This is a genomic window from Enterococcus sp. ARL09-542 (genome assembly GCF_005234805.1).
GTDB lineage: Bacteria > Bacillota > Bacilli > Lactobacillales > Enterococcaceae > Enterococcus_D > Enterococcus_D gallinarum.
Genome location: NZ_QPQX01000001.1, coordinates 256387 through 276485 on the forward strand (window position 1 = coordinate 256387; position 20099 = coordinate 276485).

Genomic DNA, 20099 nt, shown 5'->3' on the forward strand with positions numbered 1-20099 from the left:
AGGCGTATAGCAAAATGCTTAGCAGCCATCCTATTTTGGACGAACTGCTTTGCCTTGAGGTTCGTTTGAGATACCATCCATTCCACCGGCATGACCACCAACGAGATTCGCCCGTGCAATCGCTCGTCCGCCTTCTAATTTGCTGGCAGCATGAACGATTGAAGTAAATCCATATTTGGCGCGAATTTTATCGATCAGTAAATCAAGCTTTCGCTGTTTTAGTTGTTCTTCCGGATCTTGGAACAAATCGAGCTGAACGCTTTGGGTAAAAACCAGTCTCGAATAAGTGATCCCCACATGACGAACCACTTGTCCTGTGTAGTATTTGCGAAATAAGAACAGTGCGTGAGCAATCAATAGTTTGGTGTTATCTGTCGCAGGGATTTTCATTTGGTGGGCAAAGCCCTTCTGTGTCTCTCCAAAAGCTGTTCCAATATAGAGATGGATACATTGTGTTTGGCAGCCTTCACGGCGGATTCGGGCGGCGACTTGTTCTGCCATTTCTTTGATAACTAATTCGATCTCGCTCTGCAAGTAATAATTTCGATTTAAGACTTGATTATTGCCATAACTTTTTTCCATTGTCTTTGGGGCTGGTTCTGCTAAAATCGTTCGATCGATCCCGTTGGCATGGTGGTATAATTGTTCCCCAATGATGCCCATACGGCTGCGCAAAAAATCTGGATCAGCATGAGCCAATGCTTTGATCGATTCGATCCCCAACTGAGTCAATCGTTTTTGGGTTCGAGAACCAATCCCCCAAAAATCAGTCATCTGCGAAATTCCCCATACTTTGCTTTCCACATCTTGATATGTCCATTCGGCAATGAAGGTGGGATTTTTCTTTGCTTCGGTATCGAGGGCCAATTTTGCAAGAAGAGGATTATCACCGATCCCGACAGTTACCCGCAGTCCGGTCGCTTTGAAGACATGGGCTTTGATTTTTTCTGCCATTTTGTGCCGCTTCTCGCTTCTAGAAAGAGAAGGATCAGGAAAAAATAAATGTAACGTTTGCGTCACATCCATCAGCGACTCATCAATTGAATAGAGTAAGAGATCTTCATCCGCCACATAGTTCCGATAAACGTTGTTGACTTTCAAATTTTCTTTGATATATAGATTCATGCGAGGTGAAACTTTATATAGATCCGGGTGGTTGGGCAAGTTGTCAGCACGAGTGACATTGGTGATCCCCAGAACAGTTTTCGCCATTGGCGAAGCTGCCAAGACTAATCCGTTTCCTGTGTTATCTGAATGAGACATGACTACTAGCAAGGCGGTCAAAGGATCTAGCCCTCTCTGGACACATTCGACAGATGCATAGAAAGATTTTACATCAATGAACAAAATATCCCGTAACGGTTCTTCTTCATAATTAAATCTCCCCATCAAAAACGCCTCCCTAGTTGTATAATACAAACATACGTTCTCTTTTGTAAAGCGAACACACCTTAAAACTTTTGATTTTTGTAAAATCATCGCGGCAATTAAAAACAGCTGCAACAAAAAAAGCCCTTGAGAAGGGCTTTAATGACATAAAAGCAGAACAGAAGCTGGCGCTAATAATCACGCGATGAGCTATCCTGTAATTTTTTCATTGCAGAAAAACAAGAGGGAATTTCCGTGACAAACTAAAATGAGTTTCGGCTGATGACGACAAACAATAGCTGGTTTTTTATTGTACTTTTCGTCAAACCTTCATTCTTTTTCGTTATAATAAAGGTATAGTGAATGAACGAACAAAAGGCTTAGATAAGTAATGCAAGCGATTACTGAACGTTGCCGCTATCTACTGGAATCCCTAGTGTAAAGGTCGTTCCATAGACGGTGCTTTTTACTTGTAAGATCCAATCGTTTTTCTTAGCAATCGATGAGACGATGAATAAGCCGAGACCAGTTCCATTGGACTCTGTCTTCGTTGTGAAAAAAGGCGTGAACATTTTACTTTCTATTTCTTTCGGGATCCCTGGACCATTATCTGTCACGGTAAGTTGCGCAAAATGTTTGTCGCAATAAGCAAGTGAATGGTTTTGGAATGCTGTCAACTGCTTATCTGCTGCTGCACTAAGTCTGACTTGGATGTGCGGGTTTTCTGGCTGAGCCTGATAAGCATTGGTGATCAAATTGTATAAAATAACTTGTAAGTCACTGGCTTCAATGAGTGCAGTGCCCACAAAAGAAGCTTGATAGGACAATGTGACTTTCTTTGGTACGAGTACGCGCATGGTGTCAATGGCTCCTGATACCACTTCTTCGATCGAGAGGGATTCTTTCGTTTTGATTCCAGTCTTAGTAAAGCGCAATACATTCGTAGACAGGTTTTGGCCTTTTTGCGCTGCTTGGTAGACTTCATTTAGATCAGCAACGAGCGCTTCGTTTGACTGGTATTCTTCAATCAACAGTTGCAGATTTCCGATCATCGGAGTAAGAAAATTATTCATGTCATGAACAATGGTAGTGGTTAGCAGACCTACTGTTTCCAATTGCGATTTTTGCATCATTGATTTTTCAAGGGCATGCTTTTCCTTCAAAAAATTTTGCCGTTCAACTAAACGCAGATTTTCGATATAGGTCCGGTTTTGGCGATTGTAATGACTAAAACTGACTGCTAAAAGAATGATGATTGCTAAGAGAATGGTCAGTAAGCCAAGTATGATCAGATTTTTTTGCAGTGCGAGTCCATTTCGTTCATAAAAGTCCGATGAACTGGCAACGATCCAGCGTGCATCCCCAACCGTAATCCATTCATAGGCTGAGATTTTTAAAACTTTTTTGGGGTCTTCTTCTGTCCACCAGTAAGAATTGTAGCTTAATGTTCCTTTTTCATTGGTCTTTTGGACATCTTCTAAATGAGCCAAATCGCTGTAGTCGAGGTCAGGATATTTCAGCTTTCGCCCATTGATGATGTCTAATCCGATTTGTTCGGTGGAAGGGTGCATGAGCACTTTCATTTCTTCATTTTTGACCATCGTATAGCCATTTTGGTTTTCTGTTGTGTCAATCTCTTGCTGATATAGCTCTTCAAGATTGATTGGCAGAACCAAGATAGATTGAAGCACATGATGCTTGTCATAGACCGGTCGATATAAATTGACATAAGACGTATCATCAGCAAAGTAAGCTTCGCCGTTTTGAAGAACCGAACCCTTTAAAGCTTTGAGATAAAGGGGATCTTGATCAAAAGCCGTGACTTTGACAGGTTCTTTAACAAATTGGTCAGCATGGATGTCTTTGCCAGAAAGGAGAGTGCCCGTTGGTGAAACAAGATATAATCCGGCGGCAGCCGAGGTCTTGAATAGGAGACTGTTGTCCAACTGAGTGTCTTCGATCAGTTCATGGTAATTTTTTTCATTAAAAATATTCGAAGCATAATCTTCCAGTGCTAAAGTGTAAGATTTGATTTCCAATCGCAATATTTTGATTACAGAGTCATTGATTTTGGCTAGTTGATTCTCCCCCATTTTTAACGCATGTTTTTGTGTCTGCTGATAGCTGTTTGCTGTGATGACCATTCCTAATACAGTCAAAAAGAGGACGGTCATCATTCCTAGAACAAGCAATCTGCTTGAAGGCTTTTTCATAAAAAACGCTCCCTTTAATAATTTGATCCAAAGAACTAGGAGGAAAAAAAGTGAGAAACGAAAAAATTCTTGTCGTTGATGATGATCCAGCAATACGACGATTGATATGGAAATCACTCCAATCGACCGGAATCTTGATTTATCAAAGTGATTCGGTTGAAAAGACAGTCGATATCATGACACGGGTAAAATTTGATTTATTTTTATTGGACATTAGTTTAGAACATGAAAACGATGGGTACTATCTTGCTCAGATTATACGTGAAGAAGATCCACTTGTCCCGATCATTTTTCTCAGTGGCAAGAAAAATGAAGAAGACATCATTACTGGATTGGAAATGGGTGGAGATTATTATATTACCAAGCCATTTTTGCCTAACTTATTAAGAGCACAAGTAACAGTGACCCTTGATAGAGGGCAAGTTATCAAAGAGCATCGTGCCCTTTCAAAAGAGAGCAAAATCATGATTGGAGATTTCTGCTTTGACAAGTCTCGCTACCAACTCTACAAAAAGGAAGAACCAATCAAGCTCTCATCCAAGGAAACAAAATTGATGCAATTTTTTATAGAAAACCCGGATCAAGTTTTTTCGAAAGAACAAATCTATCAAAGCGTATGGAACGGCAGTGAGCTAGACGCAAATACGGTCATGGTTTTTATCAATCATTTAAGAAATAAGATTGAAGATGATCCAAAGCAAGCTCGCTATATCAAGACAGTATGGGGATTAGGCTATACCTTTTTGCCCGATGGTGTTTAAAGGATCTCTTCTAGTTGAGCAAAATAAATACCTAATGCCAATAGATCTGCAGAACCTCCAGGACTTAAGTGGCGTTGAGTCAAAATCCTATCATAGCTTTGTAATTCATCAAGCAATTCTTCTTTTGAGAAGGTGGCTTGGTGAATTTTTTTGCTTTCTTCTTTCACTGTTTGCCAAGCGGATAAACCACCGCGATGCAATAAATTCCCATCTTCGATTTCACTCATCAAGAAAATCAGTCCCCGCAATAAACGTTCCTCCATTGGGAAATCAACAGTTGTCCGTAGAAAGGGGAGTAGTTTATGCGACAAACTAGGGTAGCCTGCTGCGGCTTCTCCTCGAATTCCGGTTATTCCGTATTCCAGATAAAGCTTTTCGCCATAAGTGAGCTGGGTCTTTATCTCTAAGTCTTTGAAATCTTCTGCGAGTAGGTGGTTTGTCATTTGCTGCGTGTAAGTCAAAATCCTCTCACTATCTTCTTTTATTAAAGGCAATGCCTTTTCTTGCAAGTACCAGCCAGTCGCCCCTAAAATGACTGCAAAAGAAAAATTGGCTCCTTTATGCGTATTGATGGCATGTGTTGCACGCAGCATGGCTTTTTCTGCAGCTACTCCGATTTTTCTAAGCTTATCAAACAACTCCCTAGGGGTTCCTTTGTGTGTCAGCCCTGCATGTAGGTACTGTTGAAAATAAGGACGTAAGCTGATCGTGCTATCGATAAATGTGAATAAGTTCATGTCTTGGTGCGCACCGGTTGTCAAGGGATCCACAAGTCCAGGTTTAGGACTGAGACTGACTTCATAGAACAATGCTTTGAAGGCATAGTCGGTAATCTGGTTCGAAAGGGACTCAGTCAATTTGTCTACGCTCCATTTCCGCCAAAATAAACTGCAAGGATCGATCAAGGTGTTCATGCGTGATCAGCGTGATTTGTTCGACATTTTTTGTTTTCATCCCGCGAAAAATCAGCCAGTGTTCTTCCAATGCTTTATCTCTTCGTTTCGTCGAACGGATAGCGATGTCGCGAAAATAAACGAGATAGGCTTGTAGTTCTAGGACAATTGATTTTAAGCGAGGCATTTGACTTTTTTCATAGATAAATGCGTTGAAATCAGAGAAATTTTTTAAAACCAGCTCTATTTCATCGGCCTCATTATATTGTTCCCCTTGTTCTAATAATGTTTGCAGTTCTTGGAAATCTGCTTCAGTCATTTGATTCATGGCTTTGATCGTTGCTAGGGTATCTAATGATTTACGGATATCATAAATTTCGTAGGCATCTTTGATACGAATACCTTTGACGACGATTCCAGCTTTAGGAATATGTTCGACAAGTTTTTCATTCACTAATTGCTTCATAGCCAGGCGAATAGGAGTTCGACTAATGTTCAATTCTTCAGCAAAGACTTTCTCGTTGATTCGAGTACCTGCTGGAATATCACCAAGGATGATGGTTTTTCGAAACGCTTCATAAATCAGAACGTTTAATGTTTTGTTTTGTGTTAAATCAAGATTTTTTTTAACGGCTTCAACTATATTACTCATTTATTTTCCTCATTTCTCATGATACCTCTGAAAATAAAACATGCTAGTAAATTTTTTTCAAGATTTTCTTTGATTTCCTCATGTATTACTAATAAAAATAGGGACGAGACCGCAATGACGACCCGTCCCTATCAATCCTGAATATTATTGTGGAATGTAAAGCGGCATATGACCTAATAACACAATGGTAACGATAAAGATGACAAAGATTCCCAATGCATATTTTGCTGATTCTTTTTGCCATTGACCCATATCCAATCCAGTCAAACGTAACAGCAAGTAGATAAAGGCAACCAATGGGCTTAATAAGTGGAACGCCTGTCCCATCAATGAAGCAAGAGCCATTTGCATATTGGTAAAGCCATAAGCACGCCCTGCTTCTGCTAATACAGGTAGCACACCAAAATAGAAACCATCATTTGAGATGAAGAAGGTACCTGGCGCAGAAATAAGGGCGATAACTAGCCCCCAGAAGCCGGCTAATTCTTTCGGAATAATGTGAGTAAAGCTGTTAGCCAATGCTTCTGCCATACCTGAACCTTGGAACAATCCCATAAATACGCCCGCTGCAAAGACTAAGATAACGACTTGAACAGCATCTCCGCCATTGGCTCCAATTCGTGAAGATTGGTCTTTTAAAACAGGGTAGTTGACCATTAAAGCAATACACGTTCCAACTAAGAACAACAAAAGTGGTGGCAGTGCAATCGAATCAATGAATGAGCTAGCTACGAGCCATGCAATCAATCCAATCGTCAAGATACCATTGAAAAGAAAGTTTTTTGGCCGGCGAATCTGTAGTGTTTCAGGGTCTGTTACCGTTGTCATTTCTTCGATTTCATCTGCAGTCAATTCAGTGATTCCTAAGCGTGCCCGTTCCTGTTTCCCCATTCTGCGAGCAACAAAGAAGATGACATAAAGAACTGAGATGATCATTCCTGGTGCCAGATAAGTAAGGATATCGGCATCAACTTCTAAAACGGCCATAGCTCGAGCAGTAGGTCCTCCCCAAGGGAGCAAGTTCATAATGGTATTTTGCAAGATCACCAGTACCCCAAGGTTCATCATTTTCATGTTTAATTTTTTATAAATCGGAATAAAGGCTGAACAGCAGATCAGGGTAGTAGTCGTTCCATCCCCATTTAAAGAAACGGTGGCCGCAACGACAGCAGTTGCCATCAAAACTTTCATCGGATCGCCTTTTGCGAAATAGATCATTTTTTTTGTAATCGGATCAAATAATCCAGCGTCCAGCATGATCGAGAAGTATAGTATCGCAAACAGCAACATAATCCCCGTATTAGAAGTTGTTTTGATTCCTTCTAGAACAAAATCCCCGATGTTTCCTTCTTTGGATACTCCTGACACCATTGCAACTAAGGTGAAAATCAAAGGAATGACCACCAAAGAAGTGAATGGAGACATTTTCTTTTTCATGATTACAAACATAAAGACAATAATCATGGCATAAGATAAAACCGTCAATAACATATTTTTCTTCCTTTCTACAACTGATTTAATAATTTCTGTTTTTGTAAACGGTGCCAATTCATTCCAATAAAAAACAAAGCTTCATGCCTTTTGGGGGAGAAAGACACGTATTGGAAACAATTAGCTTTTCCGTTTGACGACTATAGAATAAGCAATATTCATTTGATAAGATAGATTGAATTCTGAAAAAGAACAGGAAAAAAACAATTTGGTATAGGTGTTCTTAAAAGAGGCTTAACAAGATATTAATAAAATCTTAACGGTTGATAAACGTTGATTTAACAATGTTTATAAGCCTTTTTGTTGTAAGGCGAAGAAATAGGAACAGAAAAAAAACAATAATCTTTGATTTAGAACTACCGGATTGGTCCATTATCAATATAATGTGGTTGAGAACGAAAAAAATGAAAGGAGTAACTTCATGGGATTATTCGCCCGACTGTTCAAAAAAAGTGAACCACATCAAGAAATAACAAAAACATCTTCTGAAACGCTCGATGATAATGAATCTGAAATGAAATGGAAAGCGGTTCCTGCATATATCGAAGCTAGTGAAGAAGAATATCAACTTGTTAGTTTGATCGCGACAGCCATTGCGGCAGGTGATCAACCTAAGAGCCAATTTGTGGTCAAGAAAGTAATGCAGCGCAATCCGGAGGCGAAACTTGTTTCCATCATCGCGTCAAGTCTAGCTGCTGGATTAAATGAAAAGAGTCAGTTTGTTATTCGAAGAATCAACAAAAATTAGCATTTTGGAGGAAAAACAATGTTACGTAAATTTAAAATTTCGATTGATGGCAAAGAATATCTAGTAGAGATGGAAGAAATCGGTGGTACACCACAACCTGTACTACCCGTTCAACCTGTAGTTGAAACACCAGCTCCGCAAACCGCAACACCAGCCGCATCCGAGGCACCATCTGTTTCTGAGGCACCCATTGCCGCAGGCGCAGATGCCATGCCTTCTCCAATGCCGGGAACGATTTTGAGAATCTTAGTGAATGTTGGAGATACTGTGGCGGAAAATCAACCATTGATGATATTAGAAGCCATGAAAATGGAAAATGAGATTGTTGCCGGAAAAGCGGGAACGGTAGCTGGTATTCATGTCAATCAAGGAGAGATGGTCAATCCTGGTGACCCATTGATTACGATTCATTAATAGGGATGAATCAATAAAAAATTTAATGAATAGAGGAAGTGACGTTAGTGGAAACTCTGATTGAAGGCTTTTTAGGGATGGGACAAGAACCCGGACGGATTGTCATGATGGTAGTCGGTGGCATCCTGATGTATTTAGGAATCAAAAAAGAATATGAACCAACACTACTAGTTCCGATGGGACTAGGAACGATTTTAGTAAATTTCCCGAACTCTGGTGTTTTGAGTGCTGGCGGGGAACCTGGTCCTTTTCAAGTATTGTTTGATATGGGGATCTCAACCGAGTTATTTCCATTGCTTTTGTTTATCGGAATTGGTGCCATGATCGACTTCGGTCCGCTGCTCCAAAATCCTTTTCTGCTTTTATTTGGGGCTGCAGCCCAATTTGGTATTTTCTTTACGATTATCGTCGCTGTTTTATTTGGATTTGATTTAAATGATGCAGCTTCCATTGGAATCATTGGAGCCGCCGATGGTCCAACATCCATCTTTGTAGCCAACACTTTGAATTCCAAATATATGGGAGCAATCATGGTTGCAGCTTATTCTTATATGGCTTTGGTGCCGATCATTCAGCCGGTTGCGATCAAGGCGGTCACAACGAAAAAAGAGCGTTCGATTCATATGAATTATCGCGCTGGCGAAGTCTCGCAAACAGCAAAAATTCTTTTTCCGATCGTTATCTCTGTCGTTGCCGGGCTCATTGCCCCTGTATCTCTGCCATTAGTTGGTTTCTTGATGTTCGGAAATCTCTTGAGAGAATGCGGCGTATTAGACCGACTTTCTATCACAGCTCAAAATGAGCTGGTAAATATCATTAGTATTTTGTTGGGGCTCTCTATCTCAGTAAAAATGCAGTATGAAGAATTTTTGCAAGTCGATACATTGATGGTGATCGCTTTAGGCCTGGTTGCCTTCATCATGGACTCTGTAGGTGGTGTCTTGTTTGCAAAAGTGCTGAACCTGTTCAGAAAAGAAAAAATCAATCCAATGATTGGAGCCGCGGGGATTTCTGCATTTCCTATGTCAAGTCGAGTGATCCAAAAAATGGCAACGGATGAAGACCCACAAAACTTTATTTTGATGCATGCAGCCGGTGCCAATGTTTCTGGTCAGATTGCTTCAGTTATTGCAGGTGGTTTATTGCTTGCCTTACTAACCTAAGAAAGGAGAGATTCGATGTCAGCAGATTTAATGAAATCACTGGAATTATTAGTGCTGGGATGGGGCGGCGTCTTCGTGGTTATCTTGATTATCTATCTTGCTTCGATGCTGCTTAGCAAACTTTTTCCAATAAAAAAATAAAAAGATAAAGAAGAGACGTTTATGTATTCATTAAAACGGCTATGGCTAAGAGATCAAGGAGTCTATAAACAGTGGGCTTCCTTGATGGATCGAGCCGGTCTGAATAAAGAGGAAGAACTTGACTACACAGTGGGAATCTACGATAACGATTTACTGGTTGCTACTGGATCCTATTATCACAACATATTGAAATGCTTGGTTGTTTGCAAAGCCTTTCAATCAGAAAATCTACTGACGGACATCATTCAACATCTGGTTGATCGCTTGGCAGAAGAAGGGGAACAACATTATTTCTTGTATTCAAAACCCAGCAATGAATTGATCTTTCGCTCACTAGGGTTTCAGAAAATCATCGCAACCTCAGAAATTCTTTTTATGGAACGAGGATTGCCAAATTTTGCGAGCTATCTTTCTACGCTGGCTAAAGGGAAAAAAATGGGGATCGGAAGCGGGATAGTGATGAATGCCAATCCCTTTACCAAAGGACATCAGTATCTTGTCGAGACAGCTGCGCAGCAGAGTCAGCAAGTTTATGTCTTTGTGTTATCCGAAGATCGTTCAAAGTTTTCGACTGCAGATCGGATGGAAATGGTAAAACGTGGAGTCGCACACTTGTCCAATGTAACAGTTTTTCCCACCAATGATTACCTTGTATCTTCCGCAACGTTTCCTTCCTACTTTCTGAAAGACAGTGCCATAGAAACAGTAGCGAAGATCCAGGCAAAGGTTGATGCGCAACTGTTTAAAGAGAAGATAGCACCTGTATTAGACATTCGGACACGGTTTGTCGGAGAAGAACCCTATTCAAAGGTGACCGATACGTATAATCATGCGATGCAGGAAATGTTTGGCGACTCATTAGAATTGGTTATTTTACCTAGATTGAGTATTGATGGTGAGATCATCAGTGCTACCAAAGTTAGAGAAGCTTTGAAAAATCAGGATGACCGCCGTTTGAGACAATTTTTGCCATCAACGACATATCATTATTTAAAAAACGAGAGGTGAAACCATATGGAAATTACACAAATCGCAGTAGCCGGTACAGTAGAGTCAAGCGACATTTTGATTACTGTCGAGCCGACTGAAGCAGACGAAATCCAAATTTCTTTGGAAAGCAGTGTAGAGAAACAATTTGGTCAACAAATCAAAAAGGTGATCGAAGAGACCATCAAAAATTTAGGGATCAAGTCTGTTCGAGTAGCTGCCGTTGATAAAGGCGCTTTGGATTGTACGATTCAAGCTCGAACCATTACCGCGATTCATCGGGCAGCAAAAAAAGACGCATATGATTGGAAGGAGATTGATTCATGGAACGCTTAAGAAGAACCATGATGTTTGTTCCAGGTGCAAATGCAGCAATGCTAAGGGACGCACCCTTATATGGTGCAGACTCAATTATGTTTGATTTAGAAGATGCAGTTTCTCTTAAAGAAAAAGACTCCGCGCGTACATTGGTTCACTTTGCATTGAAAACATTTGATTACAGCAATGTAGAAACAGTCGTACGGATTAATAGTTTGGAGGCAGGTGGCGCCCAAGATGTCGAAGCAATGGTTTTGGCTGGCGTTGAGGTTATTCGCTTACCAAAAACAGAGACGGCACAAGATATTTTAGATGTGGATGCGGTCATTACATCTGTTGAAAAAGACAATCAGATTCCAGTGGGCACAACGAAAATGATGGCAGCCATCGAATCTGCAGAAGGGGTATTGAACGCACGGGAGATTGCCAAAGCGTCAGAGCGACTGATCGGAATTGCTTTAGGAGCAGAAGATTACGTCACAAATATGAAAACCAAGCGCTATCCGGATGGACAGGAATTATCCTTTGCCCGCAACATGATTCTGCATGCAGCCAGAGCTGCAGGAATTGCGGCTATCGATACTGTCTATTCCGATGTGGACAATGTAGAAGGATTCCAAAATGAAGTGCAACAAATCAAGCAGCTAGGATTTGATGGAAAGTCAGTGATCAATCCACGACAAATTCCGTTGGTAAATGCTATTTATACACCGACAGACAAAGAAATCCAGAATGCCAAAGAAGTTATCTGGGGAATTCGCGAGGCCGAAGCGAAAGGCTCTGGAGTTATTTCAGTCAATGGGAAAATGGTAGACAAGCCAATCGTTGAACGTGCACAGCGAGTGATTGCATTGGCTAAGGCAGCGAAGTTGATTACGGAGGAGGATATTTAGGCATGGTCATGAATAAAGTAGGAAAAGATATTCCACAAGTATATGCTGACCAATACGGTGTTTTTGAAGGGGAATTGGCGCATATCGATACGTATCAAGAAGCAAGTCGTACCGTTACCCCCGTTCGTCCAAGAGATACCAAACTTCTTAGCAGTATTCGCGAGGCGATCGAAAAGACAGGGCTGAAAGATGGCATGACGATTTCCTTCCACCATCATTTTCGTGAAGGCGATTATGTCATGAATATGGTCTTGGAAGAAATTGCTGGTCTGGGTATCAAAAATATTTCTATTGCCCCTAGCTCCATCGCAAATGTCCATGCACCGTTGATTGACCATATCAAAAATGGCGTTGTAACCAATATTACTTCCAGCGGATTGAGAGACAATGTGGGTGCTGCTATTTCAGCAGGAATCATGGAAAATCCTGTTGTGATCCGTTCACATGGCGGTCGGGCTCGGGCCATTGCAGCTGGAGATGTGCATATCGATGTGGCTTTTTTAGGCGCACCAAGTGCAGATGCCTATGGCAATGCCAATGGTACGGTGGGAAAAGCAACCTGTGGTTCATTAGGTTACGCAATGATCGATGCAAAATATGCAGACAAAGTCGTGATCATCACAGATACGCTCGTGCCATTTCCGAATACACCAATCAGTATTCCGCAAACCGACGTGGATTATGTGGTTGAAGTGGAAGCAATCGGTGACCCACAAGGGATTGCCAAAGGAGCCACCCGCTTTACCAAAAATCCGAAAGAACTATTGATCGCAGAATACGCAGCAAAAGTGATCACAAATTCTCCTTACTATAAAGAGGGATTCTCCTTTCAAACAGGTACCGGTGGTGCTGCATTAGCTGTTTCCCGCTTTTTGCGCGAAGCGATGCTTAAAGATGGAATAAAAGCGAGCTTTGCATTAGGCGGTATTACCAATGCAATGGTGGAACTATTGGAGGAAGGATTGGTTGAAAAAATCATTGATGTACAAGATTTCGATCATTCTTCAGCCGTTTCATTAGGAAGCAATGCAGGACACTATGAAATCGATGCTGAGATGTATGCTTCGCCGTTAAGTAAAGGATCAGTGATCAACCAATTAGATACCGCTATTTTGTCCGCATTGGAAATCGATACAGACTACAATGTGAACGTGATGACAGGATCCGATGGTGTGATTCGGGGAGCGTCAGGCGGGCACTCTGATACGAGTATGGCATGCAAAATGAGTCTCGTTATTTCACCCTTAGTGCGAGGCAGAATTCCAACGATCGTTGACAAAGTAAATACAGTGGTCACTCCAGGAACAAGTATCGATGTGATCGTGACAGAAGTAGGGATTGCCATCAATCCAGATCGTCAAGATTTGATTGAACATTTTAAAACACTAGATGTGCCTCAGTATACGATCGAAGAGTTAAAAGAGAAAGCTTACCAGATTGTTGGAACGCCTGAAGCCATTCATTATGGCGATAAAGTAGTGGCATTGATTGAATATCGAGACGGCACGCTCATTGATGTTGTGAGAAATGTGTAGCTTGTTATTTGAGGGACCGGAAGTTTCATTAGCAGAAGTATTGGCGGCTAGAGAACAGCGTGCAAAACGGCAAAAGGAGTTACTGGAGTCGGCGCCCCAATACACACTGCTATCTGCCACCATGAATATTCCCGGACCTGTCAAAACATCAGATGAGTTAGAAGCTGTGTTTAAAAGCTTGACGGATGAAGTCGAGCGAGCAGTGGCGGATGCCTTTTCATTCCTTCATCTTTATCGAAATGAAAAAACTGGCTATGAATATTTTCTTTTACTTCCTTTAAAAAAAGAAGAACTAAAGAAAAGGATGGTGGCACTTGAAGAAAGACATCCTTATGGGCGATTAGCAGATCTTGACGTGCTTTGGCTAGAAGCGGGTGAAGTGCAGTCCATCAGTCGCGAAGCGTTAGGCTATCCAAGACGGCGCTGCTTTCTTTGTGACAAGGAAGCAAAACTATGCGGACGATCGAGAACGCATTCAGTCGAAGCAATACAGCAAAAAATAAATGAATTAGTTTCAAAAGGAAGGATGCAAGCAGATGACTAAGAAAATTCAATTCATGGAAACAGTCTTACGTGATGGCCAACAAAGCTTGATCGCTACCAGAATGCCGACGTCAGATATGTTGCCCATCATCAAAACATTGGATGAAGTAGGCTACCATTCATTAGAAATGTGGGGTGGAGCAACCTTTGATTCTTGTATCCGCTTCTTAAATGAAGATCCTTGGGAACGTCTTCGACAGATTCGCCGTGAAGTGAAGAACACGAAATTACAGATGCTTCTTCGCGGACAGAATCTACTAGGATACAAAAATTATGCGGATGATGTGGTGCGAAAATTTGTAGAGACATCGATCAAGAACGGAATCGATATTATTCGCGTATTTGATGCATTGAACGATACCAGAAATTTGGCGACTTCTATCACAACAGCAAAAGAAGCTGGTGGTCATTGCCAAACAGCGATCTCTTATACAACAAGCGAAGTTCATACCGTTGAATACTTTGTGCAATTAGCAAAAGAAATGGCCCATATTGGAGCAGATTCGATTTGTATCAAAGATATGGCTGGTGTGCTGACACCTCAAATCGGATTTGAATTGGTCAGCCGAATCAAAGATGCTGTGGATCTGCCATTAGAGGTCCACACCCACGCTACTAGTGGTATTTCAGAAATGACTTATTTGAAAGTTGCAGAAGCTGGGGCAGATATTATCGATACAGCAATTTCTTCATTTGCAGGGGGAACGAGTCAGCCAGCGACAGAATCTGTGGCGATCGCATTAGAAGAACTGGGATTTGATATAAACCTGGACAAAAAGAAATTGGCTGAAGTTGCTGATTATTTCAATCCAATCCGCGATCGGTTCCGAGAGGAAGGGATCTTGAATCCTAAAGTCAAAGATACAGAACCAAAAACACTGATCTATCAAGTGCCTGGTGGGATGTTATCCAACTTATTGAGTCAGTTGACAGAACAAGGTCTGCAGGACAAGTACGAAGAAGTATTGGCAGAAGTGCCGAAAGTGCGTGCCGACCTTGGATTTCCTCCTTTAGTTACCCCTTTGTCTCAAATGGTTGGCACACAGGCTTTGATGAATGTGATTTCTGGGGAACGCTACAAACTAGTCCCAACTGAGATCAAAGATTACGTTCGTGGTCTTTACGGTCGTCCTCCGGCACCAATCAAAACGAAGATCCAAGAAAAAATCATTGGGACGGAAGCAGTGATCACCGAACGACCAGCAGATTTGATTCCACCGCAGCTCCCGGAATTCGAGCAAGAAATCAAAGAATATGCCAAAACGGAAGAAGATGTACTGATGTATGCACTTTTCCCAGCTCAAGCAAAAGATTTCTTGGGAAGACGAGAAGATCCGTTTTATGACGTGGCGATCCAGACAGTCGATGTGACTATCGCGATTCCATAAAAAGAAAATGACTGAACCGTTTCTGAGCGAGAAAACACTTTGTTTCAACTCAGACGTTTCAGTCATTTTTTTTTTGGCTAATAGAAGTGAAAAGGGGAAGAAATGGCCATTCAACAATTGATCGCAGCAGTGTATTTTTATTTTTGACAAGCGAGAAATAAAAACAAATAGAAAAAAGGATTTGTTAGAGAATATTTTTTAACAAAACAAAAAGAGTGGTCAACAATCAATGGTCGACGACTCTTTTTCAATAGTTTAGGTTATCCAATTTTTTTAACTCTCCCGCCAATTTTATTTGCGAAGCGTTCGGCATCTTCTTTGCATGTATAAGTCAAAGCAATTGATTTATCTCGAGTTCTTTTTCCTTGTGCTGTCAGATAACCATGAAATATCTTGATAGCATACACTGCACTATCCACCTCCTCTACCTTTAAAGAATAACAAAAATACCGCTTACAATCAAGAGGGCTTTAACAAAAAATAACAATTTTATACAATTCGATACCTGTTTTTGTCAAGATGACCGTTTTTTTCATAACTGGGTTCCTTTATCTCGTATAAATCACGATAACTGGTGCTGCCAGAAGCTTGCAACTGAGTATAATTCCTCCGCAGGGCGTATAATAAGGAAAACGATTCAGTCAATAACGGCAATGAAAACCAGTAAGGAGAAAAGAGATGAAAAATTTTCAACTTAATTTTATTACCAATAAGGAAACTGTAAGATGGCTGAAAATCTTGCATACCTTCGAGCGAATACCAACGCGATCAGTCAAAGAACTAGCCCAATTCACAAAAAGCACTTCACGAACGATCATTGCCGATATTACCGGAATTCGGCAATATTTTCAGCAGTCGATTCTGATTGAAAACACGAGTTCAGGCTATTTGTTCAAAGAAACCAATCGAGAAGCGTACCAAACTAAAAAGCGGTCATTGCTTGAAAATGAACCACTCTTTCACATTATTGAAGGGATTTTTCAAAGGCAGATCAAAGAGATCGGAGAATGGGCCGATCAACTCCACTTCTCAGAAAGTAGTTTGCTGCGCTATTTCAAAATGGTAGAAAATGAATTGGCGCGCTATCGACTGACACTGTCCCTGAAGAAAGTGGATTTCATTGGAAAAGAAATCGATATTCGCAGTTTCTTTCATGATTTTTATTATGAATCAGAAATAACTCCACACACGGTCTTGCCATCAATTGCCATCCAGTCGATTGCCTTTGCCTTACAAAAAAAGCACTTCTTCAGTAGCTATCCCAATGTTTCTTTGGGAGATTTTAGTTATACTCTAATGATTACTTTAGAACGTGAGGGAGACTTGCTTATCGAGTCAGAAATGATTCAAGCGCTGAAAGAACGAGAGGCATTCCAGCGTTTTTCAACTATCAATGATGTGATTGATGCGTCAATCGGGAAACGTTTGCCAGTGGAGGAATTATTGTATTTGTATGTGATGATTTTGTGTCGGCGTTCATTGACGGATCTGGCTGGAGAGCAGCAGTTTATTCAGGAACTCCAGCCGAATGTTGGGATTACAGACTGTGCCCAACTATTTTTATCCGCTTTTGGCCAGCAGAGTAATGACCTTCAGAGAGACATGATCCTTGTGCGTTCTTTTTTTACTATGCTGTATTTAAAAGAACAGCTATCACCAGTCACAAATCAAAATATTCTTGATATTCATGAAGTCGTCCAAGAGAAATACCCAGATTTGTATCTTGAGTTATTAGCATTCTTTACCGAACACCATCAGACAATCTCAGGGGGAAAGACAGCAGTAACAGAAATCACCGTGATGGCCGTCCTATTCATGGACTCACTAAAGGAAATCCATTGGGGAGCACCTAAAAATATTGCATTTTTATTAGAGGGAAACTACCTTGTTTGTCAGAATATCCAAGCAATGGCTATCAAATATCTTGGCCGGTTCCAGCACCTGTTTTTCCCGAATGCATTAGAGATGAACTTAGATTATTTAGAGCAGAATCATATTGATCTAGTAGTGACAAATTATAGTGAATATGTCAGTGATCAATTGATTGGAAACTGGCATTTGCTTTTTAAGTCAATTCCAGACGCAGAGGATTGGAATCGACTATTGTGGGAAATCAATCCTCGAATCATCAATGAATTTTCTTTAAGAAATGGTCAGTAACACTCAGTTTGTTTCGCAACAAAGGAGGTGTCAGCAGTAGCAAATAAGAGCAAGAGGCTAGAGTCACATCCAATCAATTTGATGACATAAATCAGACGATCACGTACTGCTAGGTATCCGCTGTCAGCAGTACGTCGCTGAAGAATAAAAAAACTTCGTGTTTAAAAGAGCGTATTTGCTTATGAATAGGCTCTTTATTTGAGGTGTCGATTAGACGAGAGGAGTGTGTGGTTTGGGAAGAGCGTTGCTATTACCCATTTTATCAGTATTTAGTCTTGGTAGCTGTCTTAGTTCTTTTTTGATGGTTGTTGTTTATCGTTTGCCCCGTCAGGAATCATTGGGAGGCCGCTCTCATTGTGAGCACTGTGGAAAGGTACTAACCCCGTGGCAGCTGATCCCTATTTGGTCATTTTTATTCTTAAAAGGCAAGTGCAGGAATTGTTTGGTACCGATTAATCGCAAGTATCCAATAAGTGAAATCGTTGGTGGGATCCTGTTGGTCATATTGTATATATTTTAAGGAATTGGAGGGAAATCAAGAGGGCAATGATTGAGCAGGAATCAAGACGAAACAAAGCGAGAAATGATCAGAGGGAACAATCAAGAGGAACCAAATTATAGCCTGGCAGTATCCAGAACGAAAAAAGGATGGGGGATTAGGGTGGTGTTGACAAAAAATCCCGAATAATACGGTTGATTAGCGTGAACGTGAACACAGTCAAGGGTCTTCCATGAATGAGAGCCCTCGGACGAGAGAAGCAAGTCAGCCATTATTCGGGTATTCGAGGGATATGGTCAAAGATCCAATTAGGAATTTTGCTGCGAAGCTTCGTCTTTTTGATAGACAAATGCACCGTTAAAAATGGTTGCAGTGACTTCTACCTCAAGCAGCTCTTTTTCTGAAAGGGAAAGAATATTTTTCGAAAGAATACAAAGATCAGCCAACTGCCCGACTTTGATCGAACCAATGTCTTGTCGACTGAGTGCCCGAGCTGCATCAGCGGTATGAGCAACCAGAGCATCTGCCACATTCATCACTTCAGAGGGCATCAATCCTTCTACTGGAGAGCCGTTTTTTTCTTTTCTAGCCACTGCATAATAGATCGAATCCAATGGAGACACATCGATCACTACTGGGCTGTCGGTTCCAAATGCTACTACAGCATCGTGGGCCAAAAAGGATTGAAAAGGAAACATTTGACTAGCGCGTTGCGGACCTACTTCTTCATCTAACGTTTCATAGCCGACTAATAAATGACTAGGTTGAACAGAAAGAACTAAATTGTCTTGTGCCACTAAAGAAAGATCTGCAGGATCCATGACTTCCAAATGCTCCAGTGTATTATTTTTACCGGCAGAGAGAGGGAAGCGCGCATGACTTTCATTAAAAAAAGACAACGCTTGATGGATCGCTTGGTCACCGATCGTATGGATGCGCATCGGCCAATTTTGCTGGTTTGCTAAGAAAATCAACTGGCGCATTTTTTCAATTGCAATCAGCGGCATACCAATATCACCAGTAAAATAAGGCGTTTCGTACTCCGATTTCAACAAAGCAGTATGGGTACTTGTTACACCATCAAAGAACTGTTTCACACCACCCATTTGGACTTTCTCAGATCGATAGTTTTGATAGATATCAGTTAAATGCTCTATTTCCATTCGCATCGCAGGGTAAAAAACCGCCCGTAAAGTCGCTTTTTCGGCAACTTTTTGGTAAAGCTCTGGATAAATCAAGTCGTCCCAGCTTTCGCCAGTCAGGGCAACATCGCCGATTGTAGTAATGCCATAACGATTGAGCTGCTTCATGTAAGAAAGGTACGTTGAGTAACTGTTGGCTTGAAAAGATTGCAGCACCTCCGCCAAGTAATTAATAGCAACTGCCTCAAGAAAACAACCCGTCAATTCGCCATCTTTCATCAATGCTTCTCCACTGATTCCGGTAGGAACTGAATCGGTTGTGATTTCTAAGGTTTCCATTCCTTTACTGTTTAACCAAATGCTGTGGGCGTCTCCTGAAATCAGCATGACTGGCACTTCGTCACAGTAGTGATCAATCGTTGCTTTTGTGGGATAGACTTGTTGTCCAAAGTCACTGCTGAACCAACCAATCCCAATTTTCCAGCCATGGGTCACAGGAATTTGCGGTACTTGCTGGGCAACTGCTTCTTCAGTTGTTCCAGTGACATGAGTTAACTGCCCTGCATGGAGCAAAGCGGAAAGATAAAAGTGAATATGGGCATCGATAAAGCCAGGAATGATCATTTGGTCATGACAATCAATGATCGTTGTTTCAGCTGGTAAGTTGGTAGGTGTGGCATCCAAAGGACCCACATCCTTGATCCTAGTTCCTTCAATCAAAATAAAACCAGCAAAGGTCGTTTTTCTTTCTGTATCAAAAATGTAGGAAGACTTCAATAGTATATTCATT

At 41.1% G+C, this 20099-nt stretch carries 20 protein-coding genes; 13 read left to right on the forward strand and 7 right to left on the reverse strand.

The genetic code is table 11. The features are described from left to right. Positions 1 to 30: 30 nt before the first annotated feature. Both DVW06_RS01165 and DVW06_RS01170 read right to left on the reverse strand, forming a co-directional pair. The gene (locus tag DVW06_RS01165; RefSeq protein ID WP_003125747.1) at positions 31 to 1389 is read right to left on the reverse strand and encodes a Y-family DNA polymerase; all 1359 of its coding nucleotides are present in this window, start codon (positions 1387 to 1389) and stop codon (positions 31 to 33) included. Positions 1390 to 1769: 380 nt separating this feature from the next. Further along, the gene (locus DVW06_RS01170) at positions 1770 to 3581 is read right to left on the reverse strand and encodes a sensor histidine kinase (protein WP_021150234.1); all 1812 of its coding nucleotides are present in this window, start codon (positions 3579 to 3581) and stop codon (positions 1770 to 1772) included. Between the two features lie 50 nt (positions 3582 to 3631). On the opposite strand from DVW06_RS01170, the gene DVW06_RS01175 reads away from it, so the two are divergent. Further along, positions 3632 to 4342: a response regulator transcription factor gene (locus DVW06_RS01175; RefSeq protein ID WP_003125750.1), complete on the forward strand. Its 711-nt coding sequence runs from the start codon at positions 3632 to 3634 to the stop codon at positions 4340 to 4342. On the opposite strand, the gene citG is transcribed toward DVW06_RS01175, so the two are convergent. The 3 genes from citG to DVW06_RS01190 all read right to left on the reverse strand — a co-directional run bounded on the left by citG (position 4339) and on the right by DVW06_RS01190 (position 7378). Then, on the reverse strand, positions 4339 to 5199 hold the full coding sequence (gene citG, locus DVW06_RS01180; RefSeq protein ID WP_005470664.1) for a triphosphoribosyl-dephospho-CoA synthase CitG: 861 nt from the start codon (positions 5197 to 5199) through the stop codon (positions 4339 to 4341). The genes DVW06_RS01175 and citG overlap by 4 nt on opposite strands. Beyond that, positions 5192 to 5887 (reverse strand): GntR family transcriptional regulator, encoded by a 696-nt coding sequence (locus DVW06_RS01185; protein ID WP_003125752.1) that lies wholly within the window; start codon positions 5885 to 5887, stop codon positions 5192 to 5194. The genes citG and DVW06_RS01185 overlap by 8 nt, the downstream gene beginning before the upstream one ends. Before the next feature lie 144 nt (positions 5888 to 6031). Next, on the reverse strand, positions 6032 to 7378 hold the full coding sequence (locus DVW06_RS01190) for a CitMHS family transporter (protein WP_005470665.1): 1347 nt from the start codon (positions 7376 to 7378) through the stop codon (positions 6032 to 6034). Positions 7379 to 7799: 421 nt separating this feature from the next. On the opposite strand from DVW06_RS01190, the gene DVW06_RS01195 reads away from it, so the two are divergent. Genes DVW06_RS01195 through DVW06_RS01235 form a run of 10 tightly spaced genes read left to right on the forward strand, consistent with a single transcriptional unit; the run spans position 7800 to position 15508 of the window. Then, positions 7800 to 8126, forward strand: coding sequence for a hypothetical protein (locus tag DVW06_RS01195; RefSeq protein WP_005470668.1), 327 nt, complete (start codon positions 7800 to 7802; stop codon positions 8124 to 8126). 18 nt (positions 8127 to 8144) lie between these two features. Beyond that, positions 8145 to 8540, forward strand: coding sequence for an acetyl-CoA carboxylase biotin carboxyl carrier protein subunit (locus DVW06_RS01200; protein ID WP_003125756.1), 396 nt, complete (start codon positions 8145 to 8147; stop codon positions 8538 to 8540). A gap of 47 nt (positions 8541 to 8587) precedes the next feature. Next, positions 8588 to 9703, forward strand: coding sequence for a sodium ion-translocating decarboxylase subunit beta (locus DVW06_RS01205; RefSeq protein WP_005470669.1), 1116 nt, complete (start codon positions 8588 to 8590; stop codon positions 9701 to 9703). Between the two features lie 15 nt (positions 9704 to 9718). Further along, positions 9719 to 9844 (forward strand): OadG-related small transporter subunit, encoded by a 126-nt coding sequence (locus tag DVW06_RS17630; RefSeq protein ID WP_005470670.1) that lies wholly within the window; start codon positions 9719 to 9721, stop codon positions 9842 to 9844. A 21-nt stretch (positions 9845 to 9865) separates the two neighbouring features. Continuing rightward, on the forward strand, positions 9866 to 10852 hold the full coding sequence (citC, locus tag DVW06_RS01210) for a [citrate (pro-3S)-lyase] ligase (RefSeq protein ID WP_003125759.1): 987 nt from the start codon (positions 9866 to 9868) through the stop codon (positions 10850 to 10852). Positions 10853 to 10858: 6 nt separating this feature from the next. Beyond that, complete coding sequence (gene citD / locus DVW06_RS01215; RefSeq protein WP_003125761.1) at positions 10859 to 11167, forward strand: citrate lyase acyl carrier protein; 309 nt, start codon at positions 10859 to 10861, stop codon at positions 11165 to 11167. Continuing rightward, on the forward strand, positions 11155 to 12042 hold the full coding sequence (gene citE, locus DVW06_RS01220) for a citrate (pro-3S)-lyase subunit beta (RefSeq protein WP_003125762.1): 888 nt from the start codon (positions 11155 to 11157) through the stop codon (positions 12040 to 12042). Before citD ends, citE begins: the two co-directional genes overlap by 13 nt. Positions 12043 to 12044: 2 nt before the next feature. Next, entirely contained in the window at positions 12045 to 13577 is a 1533-nt protein-coding gene (citF, locus tag DVW06_RS01225) for a citrate lyase subunit alpha (RefSeq protein WP_003125763.1), read from the forward strand. Continuing rightward, positions 13570 to 14121: a citrate lyase holo-[acyl-carrier protein] synthase gene (gene citX / locus DVW06_RS01230; protein WP_003125765.1), complete on the forward strand. Its 552-nt coding sequence runs from the start codon at positions 13570 to 13572 to the stop codon at positions 14119 to 14121. Before citF ends, citX begins: the two co-directional genes overlap by 8 nt. Next, the gene (locus DVW06_RS01235; protein WP_003125766.1) at positions 14114 to 15508 is read left to right on the forward strand and encodes an oxaloacetate decarboxylase subunit alpha; all 1395 of its coding nucleotides are present in this window, start codon (positions 14114 to 14116) and stop codon (positions 15506 to 15508) included. Before citX ends, DVW06_RS01235 begins: the two co-directional genes overlap by 8 nt. A gap of 260 nt (positions 15509 to 15768) precedes the next feature. Here the strand turns inward: DVW06_RS01235 and DVW06_RS17150 are convergent, their stop codons facing one another. After that, entirely contained in the window at positions 15769 to 15915 is a 147-nt protein-coding gene (locus DVW06_RS17150; RefSeq protein WP_086269049.1) for a hypothetical protein, read from the reverse strand. Positions 15916 to 16186: 271 nt separating this feature from the next. On the opposite strand from DVW06_RS17150, the gene DVW06_RS01240 reads away from it, so the two are divergent. Both DVW06_RS01240 and DVW06_RS17795 read left to right on the forward strand, forming a co-directional pair. Beyond that, on the forward strand, positions 16187 to 17668 hold the full coding sequence (locus DVW06_RS01240; RefSeq protein ID WP_003125768.1) for a helix-turn-helix domain-containing protein: 1482 nt from the start codon (positions 16187 to 16189) through the stop codon (positions 17666 to 17668). A gap of 223 nt (positions 17669 to 17891) precedes the next feature. Then, on the forward strand, positions 17892 to 18188 hold the full coding sequence (locus DVW06_RS17795) for a prepilin peptidase (RefSeq protein WP_003125769.1): 297 nt from the start codon (positions 17892 to 17894) through the stop codon (positions 18186 to 18188). Positions 18189 to 18475: 287 nt separating this feature from the next. On the opposite strand, the gene DVW06_RS01250 is transcribed toward DVW06_RS17795, so the two are convergent. Continuing rightward, positions 18476 to 20098, reverse strand: a complete 1623-nt coding sequence (locus tag DVW06_RS01250; protein ID WP_029486511.1) for an amidohydrolase — start codon at positions 20096 to 20098, stop codon at positions 18476 to 18478. Position 20099 lies beyond the last annotated feature (1 nt).

What these genes read in the sequence shown, in the direction of transcription:
- DVW06_RS01165 (WP_003125747.1), bottom strand. Translation starts at nt 1,389, where the DNA reads ATGGGGAGATTTAATTATGAAGAAGAACCGTTACGGGATATTTTGTTC.
- DVW06_RS01170 (WP_021150234.1), bottom strand. Translation starts at nt 3,581, where the DNA reads ATGAAAAAGCCTTCAAGCAGATTGCTTGTTCTAGGAATGATGACCGTC.
- DVW06_RS01185 (WP_003125752.1), bottom strand. Translation starts at nt 5,887, where the DNA reads ATGAGTAATATAGTTGAAGCCGTTAAAAAAAATCTTGATTTAACACAA.
- DVW06_RS01190 (WP_005470665.1), bottom strand. Translation starts at nt 7,378, where the DNA reads ATGTTATTGACGGTTTTATCTTATGCCATGATTATTGTCTTTATGTTT.
- DVW06_RS01195 (WP_005470668.1), top strand. Translation starts at nt 7,800, where the DNA reads ATGGGATTATTCGCCCGACTGTTCAAAAAAAGTGAACCACATCAAGAA.
- DVW06_RS01200 (WP_003125756.1), top strand. Translation starts at nt 8,145, where the DNA reads ATGTTACGTAAATTTAAAATTTCGATTGATGGCAAAGAATATCTAGTA.
- DVW06_RS17630 (WP_005470670.1), top strand. Translation starts at nt 9,719, where the DNA reads ATGTCAGCAGATTTAATGAAATCACTGGAATTATTAGTGCTGGGATGG.
- citC (WP_003125759.1), top strand. Translation starts at nt 9,866, where the DNA reads ATGTATTCATTAAAACGGCTATGGCTAAGAGATCAAGGAGTCTATAAA.
- citD (WP_003125761.1), top strand. Translation starts at nt 10,859, where the DNA reads ATGGAAATTACACAAATCGCAGTAGCCGGTACAGTAGAGTCAAGCGAC.
- citE (WP_003125762.1), top strand. Translation starts at nt 11,155, where the DNA reads ATGGAACGCTTAAGAAGAACCATGATGTTTGTTCCAGGTGCAAATGCA.
- citF (WP_003125763.1), top strand. Translation starts at nt 12,045, where the DNA reads ATGGTCATGAATAAAGTAGGAAAAGATATTCCACAAGTATATGCTGAC.
- citX (WP_003125765.1), top strand. Translation starts at nt 13,570, where the DNA reads ATGTGTAGCTTGTTATTTGAGGGACCGGAAGTTTCATTAGCAGAAGTA.
- DVW06_RS01235 (WP_003125766.1), top strand. Translation starts at nt 14,114, where the DNA reads ATGACTAAGAAAATTCAATTCATGGAAACAGTCTTACGTGATGGCCAA.
- DVW06_RS01240 (WP_003125768.1), top strand. Translation starts at nt 16,187, where the DNA reads ATGAAAAATTTTCAACTTAATTTTATTACCAATAAGGAAACTGTAAGA.
- DVW06_RS01250 (WP_029486511.1), bottom strand. Translation starts at nt 20,098, where the DNA reads ATGAATATACTATTGAAGTCTTCCTACATTTTTGATACAGAAAGAAAA.